Below are 11,925 nucleotides of genomic sequence, written 5' to 3' on the forward strand. Positions count from 1 at the left end.
GTCACGACGCTGTACCTCTCTCGTCGAGCTGCTTCGCCAGCTGTTGCTCAGCGGGCGCAATTTCTTCCGGCGGCACCTGCAAAAGTCGCATGGCGCCGGTCATGACTTTTCCAAATACCGGTGCGGCGACTTCGCCACCGGAGTATTTGACCGTGCTGGGCTCTTCGATTACGACCACAGCCGCAAGCCGCGGGTTCTCTGCAGGCGCAAAACCGGCAAATACCGAGCGATAGCGACTATCGGCATAGCCTTCACTGCCCACCTTGTGCACAGTGCCGGTCTTGCCGGCCACACGGTATCCCTCCACCGCGGCGCGCTTGCCGGTGCCGACGGAGCTGATCACTGTTTCCAGCATCGCGGTTACTTCCCGCGCCAGTTTCGGCTCGACAACCCGCTCCGCCTCGGCCGCCTGTTTACCCGGTTCCATAATGAGGGAAACCGGGCGCTTGAGCCCGGCGTTGGCGACCACACTGTAGGCCTGGGCCAACTGCACGGCGTTCACTGTTAAACCGTAGCCGAAGGCAAAGTTGGCCAGCTCAATGGGGTGCCAGCGTGTGCGGCTGGGTAGTATCCCCGGAGCCTCCCCCGGGAACCCGGTGCCGACCGCTTCTCCGAGCCCCATCCGGTAAAAAAGTTCACGCAGGGTTTCCGGCTCCAGATCCATCGCCACCTTGGTGATTCCCACCTGACTGGACTTGGTAATCACCTTGGTCAGGTCGATCAGGCCGTAGTTCACCGGGTCCAGCAGGGTTTTCCCCGGCAGGCGGATATAGCCCGGGCTGGTGTTGATCGGTGTATGCGGCTGGTAGCGGCCACTCTCCAGTGCCGCCAGTGCGGTCAGCGGTTTAACCGTGGAGCCCGGTTCGAACTGGTCGATCAGCGCGCGATTGCGCATTGCCGCAGCCTTCACGCCCTGGCGATTGTTCGGGTTGAACGAGGGCTGATTGGCCATCGCCAACACATCGCCGCTGCGAGTATCCAGAATGACCATATAGCCAGCAGCGGCGCCGTTGTCCGCCACTGCCTTCTTTAATTCCCGATAGGCGAGGTATTGCAGGCGCATATCGATGGTGAGCTGCATGTCGCGCCCCGGACGCGCCTCCTGCTTCACCGCCAGATCCTGCACCGTACGCCCTTTCAGATCCTTTACTACCTGGCGCTTGCCGGGCTCGCCGGCAAGGGACTGCTCATAGGCGAGCTCAAGCCCTTCCTGACCGCGATCGTCAATATTAGTAAAGCCCAGCAACTGGGCGGTGACCTCACCGGCGGGGTAAAAACGGCGGTATTCCTTCTTGCTGTATACCCCGGCCAGATCCAGAGCCAGCACCTTTTGCGCCTGCTCCGGCGTCATATGGCGCTGCAGGTACATGAACCCCTTGTTGCGGTACTTTTCCAGACGCTTGGCAAATTGCGCTGCGGGCGTTCCCAAGGCGGACGCCAGTGCGCGCAGCTCCTGCTCGGAAGCTTCTTTCAGCAGTTGCGGGTTGGCCCAGATGGTCTGAACCGGTGTGCTGACCGCCAGCAGTTCACCGTTGCGGTCGACGATGGAGCCGCGATAGGCGGCAATTTCTTCGGTGCGGATGGTGCGGGCGCGCCCCTGATCCTGCAGGAAGCGGTAACCCTTATCCTGCTCCGGCAGCACCTGCAGACCAGCGAGGTGCACCACCAGAGCCACGGCGAGCAGGCACAGCATGCCGGCCACCAGCGCGAAGCGCCAGCGGGCAATACCCGGCTGTGGTTGCTGTTTTTTCACTGCGCCCATGGCAGATCCCTGTCCCTACCCTGTTTTTATCGATTCGGCACCCCTTCCTGCGGCCGTGCCTTTTTGCTTTTTTCGTATTCCGGTTGCCTAACGGAGCTAAAGCGGCGTCAACGCCCGGAGGGCACCAGCACCCGCTCCGCCGGTGTCGGAGCACGCATATCCAGCTCCTCCCGGGCCACCTGCTCGATACGGCTGTAGGCCGACCAGGCCCCGCGCTCCAGCAGCAGTCGCTCCTGCTCGTAGCGCAGCTCATCGCGATGACGCTGCGCCTGCCCCAGCTGCGCGGTTAACGCCCGGCTCTGCTGGGTGGTGTGCACTACCCCGAGGGCCGACATCATCACCAACCCCCACAGGCACACCAGCAATAATCTGTTTCCGCTCACCGTGCGCTATCCCAGGCGCTCGGCAATGCGCATTACCGCGCTGCGTGAGCGCACGTTTTCACCTACTTCCTGCGCCTCGGCCTTGACCGCCTTGCCCACGGAACGCAGGGTCTTGTGAATCTGGCTGTCCATCACCGGCAGCCCGCGAGGCAGCTGTGGCCCCTTCTCCTGTTCGCGAATAAACCGCTTTACCATGCGGTCTTCCAGTGAGTGGAAGCTGATCACCACCAGGCGACCACCCGGCTTCAGCAGTGCCAGCGACTTTTCCAGCGCCTGCTGCAGATCGTCCAGCTCGCCGTTCACATGAATACGGATCGCCTGGAACACACGAGTGGACGGGTGCTTGCCCTTCTCCCAGGCGGGATTGGCCGCCTTGACCACTTCCGCCAGATCCAGGGTGCGCTCAAATGGCCTCTCCACCCGGCGGCGCACGATGGCGGCAGCCATGCGGCGCGCAAAACGCTCTTCGCCGTACTCCTTGAAGACCCGCGCCAGCTCGGCCTCGGATTCACTGTTGACCCAGTCGGCCGCACTGATACCGCGACTGGTGTCCATGCGCATATCCAGCGGGCCGTCCTGCATAAAGCTGAAGCCGCGTTCGGGCTGGTCCAGCTGCGGCGAGGACACTCCCAGGTCCAGAAGGATTCCGGTTACCTGACCAGCCATGCCTGCGGCGGCCTGATCCATATCCGCGAAAGACCCGTGCCAGATCTCGAAGCGCGGCTCGCCGCCAAAGCGGCTGTGGGCAAATTCGATGGCTTGTGGGTCCTTGTCCACCGCCAGCAGCCGACCGGCTTCGCCGAGCCGCTCCAGCACCAGCGCACTGTGACCACCGCGACCGAAAGTCCCATCGATATAAAAGCCGTCCGGGTCCACCACCAGGGCGTCCACAGCCTCGCGCAACAACACACTGCGATGCAGTTCCTGGGACACCCGATGCTCTCCTGTGATTGTCAAAAATTCGTTTGTGCGGCCACTTGTTCACCCGCCACTTACAGGGAAAGGGAGGCCATTTCCTCCGGCATGTCGCCGTCCCCCTCGCTGTCGTCGAGCCACGACATCCAGCGATCCTCACTCCAGAGTTCCAGCTTCTTGCCCTGCCCCACCAGCATCAGCTTCTTCTCCAGCCCCGCGTACTCGCGCAGGGTCGGCGGAATCAGCACGCGGCCGTTGGCATCCACCTGCAATTCACAGGCGTAGCCGATCAGCAGCCGCTGAGCGCGACGCGCCACCTTGTTGAAACTGGACAGCGCCTCAATCTTAGGCAAAATTTCGCGCCACTGTGGTTCAGGATAGACGAGCAGGCAGCGCTCTTCCGTATGCGCAGTAACGACCAGGCGTCCACCACAATCTTCCAGCAGCGAGTCCCTAACTCGCGCCGGAATTGCCAGACGCCCTTTGGCGTCCATGTTGATTGCGTGACTTCCCAGATACATGGATCGGGTTCTTTGTTTGCTCTGGCTGCGTGTTATTTGTGCAAAGTGAAATCCGTGTGATTTGCCCCGATGAAGCGTGATTAACCACTCACAACCACTTCAACCCCACCGAGACCCACAATTTTCCACTTTTCTCCACTTGGGACACTATAAATCTGGGTGGCGTAAAGTCAAGGAAATACACAGCACGTAAAGGTAAAAAACCCAGTAATTTCGCGGCCTACAGGCGAAGTGTTCACATTTCACCCAGAGGCGCCGGCGAGCAAATGCACAACAGAGCAAGTACTTACTTTGGCAAGCTGACAAGTTACTTTAACTTTGTACGGGAGCTCGCTGATGGGCAAAGAATTGGCATAAAGTGAGCGGGCGCTTACGGACTGCCGCCACCCTGGCACACCCCGTGGGAGCCGGAATGGAATGCAGCGGCAACACGAAACCAGCCGTCAGGCGGGCTGCATAGAACGAGGAAGCATATAAAAATCAGCTTTTATTATTTTTAATGGAATTCAAGTCCCTGTAGCTTTGCGCTATCCGACAACCAGCAGGAATCCGGCCATGGGCTTTTCAGCAGGACTGAGCACACAGACATCCCCCTCCCGCACCTTTCATCACGGTGCGGATCTGGACGCGCTCAACCAGCGTTTCAAATCCAGCAAGCCCAGCGAAATCATGGCATTCACCATCGCCGAGGCGGAAAACCCGGTGGTATTCACCAACTTCCGCCCGCTGGCCATTGCCTTCCTGCATCTGGTCACGCGCGCCAAACCGGACATCCCGGTGATCTGGGTGGACCACGGCTACAACACCCCGGAAACCTACCGTCACATCGAGAAGGTCATCAAGCTGCTGAATCTGAACCTGCACACCTTTTCGCCAAAAATGTCGGCCGCTCACTACAACGCGGTTTACGGCGGCATCCCTCCGCTGGATACCCCGGAACACGACTTCTTTTCGCGCACCGTCAAACTGGAACCCTTCAACCGCGCCATGCAGGAGCTGAAGCCCGATGTGTGGCTGAACGGCATCCGCCACGACCAGAATGCCCATCGCCAGGGACTGGATATTTTCACCAAAGGCAACCACGGCACCATCCGCGTAGCACCGATGTTTCACCTCAAGGAAATTGACGTCGAAGAGTATGTGTACGACAACGACCTGCCGGACAACGACGTGTACTTTGATCCAACCAAAGGGGAAGAGCACAGAGAATGCGGGCTACTGCTGCAGAAATAATCCGCAAGCCCGCTGCGACACTGAAACCAGCCAACCAGCGGCGTGAGCGCCGCGGTTGCCAGGCATCTGGAATTAGGTGAGTCAACCGATAAGCCGGGTTCTGTCGAGGACAATCATTCATCTGGGATGTGTGTCACCACACACCTCAAGCGACCTACCCGCCCTCAGTGCGGGTCACACCTATAGAGGGCCTATTTGGTCTTGCTCCGAACGGGGTTTACCGTGCCACGAACTGTTACCAGTCGCGCGGTGCGCTCTTACCGCACCCTTTCACCCTTACCTGTGCCTCGAAAGGCCATCGGCGGTCTACTCTCTGCTGCACTTTCCGTAGGCTCGCGCCCCCCAGGCGTTACCTGGCGTCCCACCCTATGGAGCCCGGACTTTCCTCCACCGCACCACCCGAAAGCGGCGCAACAGCGATTGTCTGGCTGACTCGGCGCGAAGGTTAATAACCACTGACGCCAGATGCAAGCGCTAAACGGTGCCCGCAGCTACTTCTGCTCCAGCGACCAGTTGTACAGCAGCTTTTTGTTCACCCCGGTGATCTCCGCCGCTACCGCCGCCGCGCGCTTGGGCGGCAGCTCGGCCAACAACAGATTCATCACCCGCTCCGACTCCGCGTCCAGCTCGGAGGCCCTGGCCTCGTCCGCCCCCCGCACCAACAGCACTATCTCACCCCGCTGCTGGTTGCTGTCGGCGCGCACCCACTCCACCAGCTCCGCCAGCGGCAGCAGATGGATGGTTTCGAATGCCTTGGTGAGTTCGCGGGCGATCACCGCTTCGCGGGTATCACCAAAGCTCTGGCGCATGGCCTCCAGGGTGTCCAGCACCCGGTGCGGCGCCTCGTAAAACACCATGGTGCGGGTTTCCCCCACCAGCGCCTGCAGGGCTTTCTCCCGAGCCAGCGATTTGGCGGGCAGAAAACCCTCGAAGGTAAAGCGGTCGCTGGGCAGACCGGCGGCGGACAGCGCCGCGACAAATGCACAGGGGCCGGGAATAGGTACCACCGCAAAGCCGCGCTCGCGAGCTTCCCGCACCAGCCGGTAGCCGGGATCGGAAATCAACGGGGTACCCGCATCGGAGATAAGTGCCACGGTCTGTCCCTGCTGTAAGCGCTCGAGAATCTTCTCGGTGCGCTGGTCGTCCGAATGGTCGTGGTAGGCCACCAGCGGTGAATCGATGGAAAAGTGCGAAAAAAGTCTCTGACTGTGACGAGTGTCCTCCGCAGCCACCAGATCCGCGGATTGTAGAACTTCGACGGCTCGCGGTACCATATCCGCCAAATTGCCAATGGGCGTCGCGACGATATAAAGCACCGCTTTATCCAGCCCCATAGTTCACTCCAGAATAAGTTTTGTGGGAGAAGAATATGTCCGCCCTGTACCGGCGCATCCCCTTCATCATTCATAGTCTCGCTGCCGGCGCCCTGGCGCTGTCCGTGGCCGGATGCCAGACCCCGAGCAGCGAGCCAAACGCGCAGATCCCTGCAGATAGCGGCAATTTCGCTACTGCTAGCCGGCAAAATGCTATCCGCCTGCTCAACAGTGCACGCCAACTGCCATCGCCGGCAAAGGATCAGGCACAGCTGCAGGCGGCCGCCATTCTATACACTCTGGGCGATAACGCGACGGCCCGGCAAGCGGCCAGCACTATCGACGCCGAGCAGCTGACGGACCCCGAGTACGCCCGCTACGCCCAGGTCTACGGTGGTGCACTGGCCGCGGAGGATGACTTTTTCACCGCCCTCGATCTGGTCAGCGCCCCGCGACTGGAACAGGCCTGGTACCAGATTCCCGCCGAAACCGCACTGCCGCTGCGTGTGCTGCGCGCGGATCTGTGGAACCTGATGGGCGACATCGACAGCGGTATCGCCGAGCGCCAGCGCATCGCCACCCTGGCGCGGGAAGATGACGCCATCTCCCGCAACAACGACGGCCTGTGGCAACTGCTTACCCAGCTGCCCTCCAGCGAGCTGCGTCAGCGCGCGGAAGAAACCCTGGATCCGAAAATGCGTGCCTGGTACCAACTGGCGCTGCTCGGTCGCGATACCCAGGCGGACATAAGCACCCAGCTCACCGCACTGAGCCGCTGGCGCCAGCAGTGGCCGGGCCACACCGCGGTCAGCCATCCGCCCCAGGCACTGCAATTGCTGGAGCGCGTGGCATCCCAACGCGCGCAGAATGTCGCTCTACTGCTGCCGCTATCCGGCCCCCTGGGCTCCGCTGGTCGCGCCATCCGCGACGGATTCATGGCGGCCTACTACAGCGCGTTGGATGCGGGCGTCCCCACACCGCAGGTACAGGTGTACGACACCGGCACAGCACAGGCGTTTGACGAAATCTACCAGACCGCTGTCAACAACGGCGCCCAGGCCATTGTCGGCCCGCTGGATAAGGACAAAGTGGCCAACCTGCTGGCCACAGAAAAACTGCCCGTCCCTACCCTGGCGCTGAATTATGGCGATGAGGGCCGCCTTACCGACGACCTGGTACAGTTCGGCCTCGCGATTGAGGATGAAGCCCGCCAGGTCGCCCAGCAGGCCTATCGCCAGGGCCACCGCCAGGCGATGATCCTGGCCCCGGAGTCCAGCTGGGGACAACGCGGCCTTGAGGCCTTTACCGCAGAGTGGAACAATCTCGGCGGTACCATCAGTATCAGCCGCAATTACACCGACAGCAGCAATTTCTCCCAGCTGGTAAGCGAAGCGCTGCTGATTTCCGAAAGCAAGAGCCGTGAGGCGGAGCTGCGCCGCAAACTGGCATCCCCGCTCAAGTTCACCCCGCGTCGCCGCGGCGACGTGGATATGCTGTTCGTGCTGGCCCAGCCGCAGCAGGCGCGCCAGATCAAACCGATGCTGTCGTACTTCTACGCCGGTGAACTGCCGGTGTTCTCCACGTCGCAGGTATTTGCCGGCAACGTCGATCCGCAACGCGACCGCGACCTTAACGGCGTGCGCTTCACCGCGCTGCCGTGGTTGTTTGAGGACGACAATCAGACCAAACGCAATATCGTTAAACAGGCGGACCCGGCACCGGCTTTCGCGCGCCTCTACGCGCTCGGCGCCGATGCGTTCCGCCTGTACCCGCGCCTGCCAATGCTGCGCCAGTTCCCCAACCAACGAGTGTACGGACTCACCGGCTCGCTCAGCCTGACAGCCGATGGCCGTATTGTACGCGAGCAGATTTGGGCAAAGATCGACCAGGGCAAACCAGTGCCCATCACCACCTCTGCGAGCGAAACGCCGCTCACCGATGACAGCGTGCGCGCAGATTGATCCAGGCAGGCAGCAACAAGAATTAGATCGCGTCGAAAATTAACCGACGCACTGAAAATCCATAGAAAGGGAATTCCATGGATACCACGAGTATTGGCAACCAGATGGAAGCACTGGCGGAGCGGCACCTCACCGGTGCCGGCCTGCGCATTGTCGAGCGGAATTTCCGCGGTCGCTTTGGCGAAATAGACCTGATTGCCCGCGATGGCGCCACGCTGGTGTTTATCGAAGTGCGCTTCCGGCGCAACCGCAATTTTGGCGGCGCCGGTGTATCCGTTGACTATCGCAAGCAGAAAAAACTGCTCGCCACCGCCAACGGCTACCTGCAATATCGCCGGCTCGACTGTCCCTGCCGGTTTGATGTGATCTGCATCGAACAGGATAAAATCGCCGGCTCACTGAAAGTCGACTGGATAAAAAATGCCTTCGGGCAATAGGCTCACCCAAAGGAAACCTCAGAACAGATGGAACAGCGCGTTGTAACCCTGTTTCACCGCAGCATTGAAGCAACCATGAATGCCGGTGAACTTTTGGCACCTTTGATTGCCGAAGCCAGCGAAATGATCGTGCACACGCTGCTCGCAGAAAACAAATTGCTGATCTGTGGCAACGGGCTCAGCGGCGCGCTCGCGCAGAGTTTCTCCGCACAGCTGATGGGCGGGTTCGAACGCGAGCGCCCCGGGCTGCCGGCACTGGCTCTGAATGGCGACGCCATCACCACCGGCACCGTGGCCCGCAATCACGGCCGCGCCGAATCTTACGCCCGCCAGGTCCGCGCCCTCGGTCACCCCGGTGATCTGCTGGTGATCATCAGCACCGATGGCCGCGACTCCAATCTGGTACAAGCGATTCGCGCAGCCCACGACCGCGACATGGGTGTGCTGGCACTGACCGGTGGCGAGGGCGAAGGCGACTGCACCGCGCTGCTGGATGTGCACGATATCGAGCTGCATGTACCCTCCGAGGTTCCCTCCGAGGTACACCAGGTACACATGCTCACCCTTTTCTGCCTGTGCGACCTGATCGACAGCAGCCTGTTTGGTGGATACGAGGACTGAACCATGCAATCAAATACAGGAACCGGGATTTTCAAGCCGCTCAAACTCGCGATTGCCGCCAGCACGCTCACCGTGCTCGCCGGCTGCTCCACGGTACTCGATGCCACTCACGACGGTCCGATACAGCCGGATCCGGGCGAGCGGACCTTTGGTACCTTTATCGACGACCAGCAGCTGGAAACCATCACCAATGTGAACATTGGCAAGGCGCACCCAGACCTGAAAGCGGCAAATATCGACGTGGTTGCCTTCAACGGTGTGGTGCTGCTCACCGGTCAGGTACAGAGCCCTGAACTGCGTGATCTCGCCGGGCGCACTGCACAGCAGGTGCACACGGTGCGCCAGGTTTACAATGAGGTTCAGGTACGCGGTACCTCCTCCCTGCTCGCGCGCACCAATGACACCTGGCTGACTACCAAGGTCAAAAGTGTGCTGATGGCGGACAAGGAAATCGACAGCGGCCGCATCAAGGTGGTGACAGAATACGGCGTGGTCTATCTGATGGGACTGCTCACCCGGCAGGAAGCGGAGAATGCCGCGGAAGTCGCGCGCACCGTCGGTGGTGTGCAGAAGGTGGTAAAAGCAGTGGAATATATCGACTAGGTTTCCTCACACCACCCCATAAAAAACGGAGGCCGAGGCCTCCGTTTTTTATGGGGTGGTGCCTGAATTATTTACGGGCGCTCGATCGCAATCGCCGTTGCCTCACCACCACCGATACACAGGCTCGCCACACCTTTTTTCAGGTCGCGGTTTTCCAGCGCCGCCAGCAGGGTGACAATGACGCGCGCACCACTGGCGCCCAGGGGATGACCGAGGGCACAGGCACCACCGTTGACGTTTACCTTGTCGCGGGGCAAATCCAGCTCTTTCATCGCCGCCATGGTAACCACGGCAAAGGCTTCGTTGATTTCAAACAGATCCACATCGCCTGCCTGCCAGCCGATCTTTTTCAGCAGGTTGGCTATCGCGGTTACCGGTGCGGTGGTGAACCACTCCGGCGCATGGGCAAACTGGCTCTGGCCGCGCAGCACTGCCAGCACCTTCAAGCCTCGTGCCTTTGCCTCACTCTCGCGCATCAATACCAGCGCTGCAGCACCGTCAGAAATGGAGCTGGCGTTGGCCGCGGTCACGGTGCCGTCCTTGCGGAAGGCCGGACGCAGTTGCGGGATTTTTTCCGGGCGGGCGTTGCCGGGGCCTTCATCCACCGCGACTTCCACTTCTCCGCCGCGACTGTTAATGGTCACCGGAGTAATCTCGCGCTTGAACGCGCCGGCTTCGATGGCCGCATTGGCACGCGCCAGAGATTCCAACGCAAAATTGTCCTGCTCTTCGCGGCTGAAACTGTACTTGTCCGCGGTGCACTCGGCGAAATTACCCATCAGCTGACCGTCGTAGGCATTTTCCAGACCGTCGGTGAACATGTGGTCCAACACCTCGCCGTGGCCCAGGCGCATGCCGCCGCGGGCTTTCGGCAGCAGGTAAGGCGCGTTACTCATGCTCTCCATGCCGCCGGCCACGACGACTTTGGCGTCACCGCAGAGCAGCGCGTCCCGCGCCATCATCACGGTTTTCATGCCAGAGCCACACACCTTGTTGACCGTGGTGGTGGGTGTACCCTCCGGAATACCGGCACCCAGTGCTGCCTGGCGCGCAGGCGCCTGGCCAAGACCTGCCGGGAGCACGCAACCCATCAGCACTTCGTCCACATCCGCCGCCGCCACGCCGGCATCGGCCAGGGCGCCGCGGATGGCAGCAGCGCCAAGCTCCGGCGCGCTTAACCCGGACAGGGCACCCTGCATGGCCCCCATGGGGGTACGGGAAAGACCGACAATGACCACAGGGTCTGTAAGTTGCTCGCTCATGCTGAATTTTCTCCAGTTGTAACGGACATCGCCGTCTCAGGCTGACCGGGATCGCGATGAATGGTTATTTTGCGGCGGATTATACCCCACACTCCGGCGCTCGATACCATCCGCCCTTCGTTGTATTCGCCGTTGTATTCGCCATAGCCGTTGGCTGTATTCGCCATGGCACCCGGCAGCGGCGGCCATGTTAGTATCTTGCGCAATCGCGCGGATAAACCCATTCGCCTCAATTGCTGTGACCGATAACAACAGGTTCATCCCAGGAACGCACAACCCAAGAACACACAACGATAGGAATGCGCACGTTATGGATATTTCGACCATTGTCTGGCTGGTAGTTCTCGCCGCCCTGGCGTTTTACCTCATCAGCATTTACAACCGCCTTGTCTCTCTCAAGAACCGATACGAAAACGCGTTTGCACAGATCGAAGTCCAGCTGAAGCGCCGCTACGACCTGATCCCCAATCTGGTGGAGTCCGCCAAAAGCTATCTCAAGCACGAGCGGGAAACCCTCGAAGCGGTAATCAGTGCACGCAATTCGGCACTGGCTGGCCTGAAAGCCGCTGCAAACAACCCCGGCTCCGCCGCTGCCATCGCCGATCTTGGCAATGCGGAAGGCGCGCTTGCCAGCGCCCTCGGCCGCCTCAGCGTGGTGATGGAAGCCTACCCCGACCTGAAAGCCAACCAGACCATTCAACAGGTGATGGAAGAACTGACCAGTACAGAAAACAAGGTCTCCTTCGCGCGCCAGGCGTTCAACGACGGCGTCACCACCTACAACATCTTCCGCCAGAGCTTCCCGCCGGTGTTTTTTGCCAGTTTCTTCGGCCACCGGGAAAACGGCAAACTGCTGGAGTTCGCAGACTCGGAAGCGTTCCAGGTCGCACCCCGGGTACAGTTCTGACGCAATC

The 11,925-nt window shown here is 60.7% G+C and carries 12 protein-coding genes and 1 other RNA gene; 6 read left to right on the plus strand and 7 right to left on the minus strand.

The genetic code is table 11. From position 1 onward, the window contains the following. Position 1: 1 nt before the first annotated feature. From R5R33_RS04745 to mraZ, 4 genes are all read right to left on the minus strand, one after another. Positions 2-1,762 carry a peptidoglycan D,D-transpeptidase FtsI family protein gene (locus R5R33_RS04745; protein WP_318954900.1) on the minus strand — a complete coding sequence of 587 codons (1,761 nt, stop codon included), beginning with the start codon at positions 1,760-1,762 and terminating at the stop codon, positions 2-4. A 107-nt stretch (positions 1,763-1,869) separates the two neighbouring features. Beyond that, entirely contained in the window at positions 1,870-2,145 is a 276-nt protein-coding gene (gene ftsL / locus R5R33_RS04750) for a cell division protein FtsL (RefSeq protein ID WP_318954901.1), read from the minus strand. Between the two features lie 6 nt (positions 2,146-2,151). Then, positions 2,152-3,078 carry a 16S rRNA (cytosine(1402)-N(4))-methyltransferase RsmH gene (gene rsmH, locus R5R33_RS04755; RefSeq protein WP_318954902.1) on the minus strand — a complete coding sequence of 309 codons (927 nt, stop codon included), beginning with the start codon at positions 3,076-3,078 and terminating at the stop codon, positions 2,152-2,154. Positions 3,079-3,137: 59 nt separating this feature from the next. After that, entirely contained in the window at positions 3,138-3,581 is a 444-nt protein-coding gene (mraZ, locus tag R5R33_RS04760) for a division/cell wall cluster transcriptional repressor MraZ (protein WP_318954903.1), read from the minus strand. Between the two features lie 555 nt (positions 3,582-4,136). Between mraZ and R5R33_RS04765 the strand changes: the two genes are divergently transcribed. Continuing rightward, positions 4,137-4,814, plus strand: a complete 678-nt coding sequence (locus R5R33_RS04765; RefSeq protein ID WP_318954904.1) for a phosphoadenosine phosphosulfate reductase domain-containing protein — start codon at positions 4,137-4,139, stop codon at positions 4,812-4,814. Positions 4,815-4,887: 73 nt separating this feature from the next. Here R5R33_RS04765 and rnpB read toward each other — a convergent pair. Both rnpB and rsmI read right to left on the minus strand, forming a co-directional pair. Then, positions 4,888-5,250: RNase P RNA component class A (gene rnpB / locus R5R33_RS04770), an RNA gene on the minus strand. Between the two features lie 55 nt (positions 5,251-5,305). After that, on the minus strand, positions 5,306-6,148 hold the full coding sequence (gene rsmI / locus R5R33_RS04775) for a 16S rRNA (cytidine(1402)-2'-O)-methyltransferase (RefSeq protein ID WP_318954905.1): 843 nt from the start codon (positions 6,146-6,148) through the stop codon (positions 5,306-5,308). A 35-nt stretch (positions 6,149-6,183) separates the two neighbouring features. On the opposite strand from rsmI, the gene R5R33_RS04780 reads away from it, so the two are divergent. The 4 genes from R5R33_RS04780 to R5R33_RS04795 all read left to right on the plus strand — a co-directional run bounded on the left by R5R33_RS04780 (position 6,184) and on the right by R5R33_RS04795 (position 9,749). Then, complete coding sequence (locus R5R33_RS04780) at positions 6,184-8,088, plus strand: penicillin-binding protein activator (protein ID WP_318954906.1); 1,905 nt, start codon at positions 6,184-6,186, stop codon at positions 8,086-8,088. A 77-nt stretch (positions 8,089-8,165) separates the two neighbouring features. Then, a complete protein-coding gene (locus R5R33_RS04785; RefSeq protein WP_318954907.1) occupies positions 8,166-8,525 on the plus strand; it encodes a YraN family protein in 360 nt (119 codons plus the stop codon). Positions 8,526-8,552: 27 nt separating this feature from the next. Beyond that, positions 8,553-9,146, plus strand: coding sequence for an SIS domain-containing protein (locus R5R33_RS04790; protein WP_105101674.1), 594 nt, complete (start codon positions 8,553-8,555; stop codon positions 9,144-9,146). A 3-nt stretch (positions 9,147-9,149) separates the two neighbouring features. Next, positions 9,150-9,749 carry a BON domain-containing protein gene (locus tag R5R33_RS04795; protein WP_318954908.1) on the plus strand — a complete coding sequence of 200 codons (600 nt, stop codon included), beginning with the start codon at positions 9,150-9,152 and terminating at the stop codon, positions 9,747-9,749. 71 nt (positions 9,750-9,820) lie between these two features. On the opposite strand, the gene R5R33_RS04800 is transcribed toward R5R33_RS04795, so the two are convergent. Then, positions 9,821-11,011, minus strand: coding sequence for an acetyl-CoA C-acyltransferase (locus tag R5R33_RS04800; protein ID WP_318954909.1), 1,191 nt, complete (start codon positions 11,009-11,011; stop codon positions 9,821-9,823). A 310-nt stretch (positions 11,012-11,321) separates the two neighbouring features. Here R5R33_RS04800 and R5R33_RS04805 point away from each other — a divergent pair, with 310 nt between their 5' ends. Beyond that, complete coding sequence (locus R5R33_RS04805) at positions 11,322-11,918, plus strand: LemA family protein (RefSeq protein ID WP_318954910.1); 597 nt, start codon at positions 11,322-11,324, stop codon at positions 11,916-11,918. The last annotated feature ends 7 nt before the right edge of the window (positions 11,919-11,925 follow it).

Origin of the sequence: Microbulbifer pacificus, from assembly GCF_033723955.1 — a bacterium.
In the GTDB taxonomy this organism is placed as follows: Bacteria; Pseudomonadota; Gammaproteobacteria; order Pseudomonadales; family Cellvibrionaceae; genus Microbulbifer; species Microbulbifer pacificus.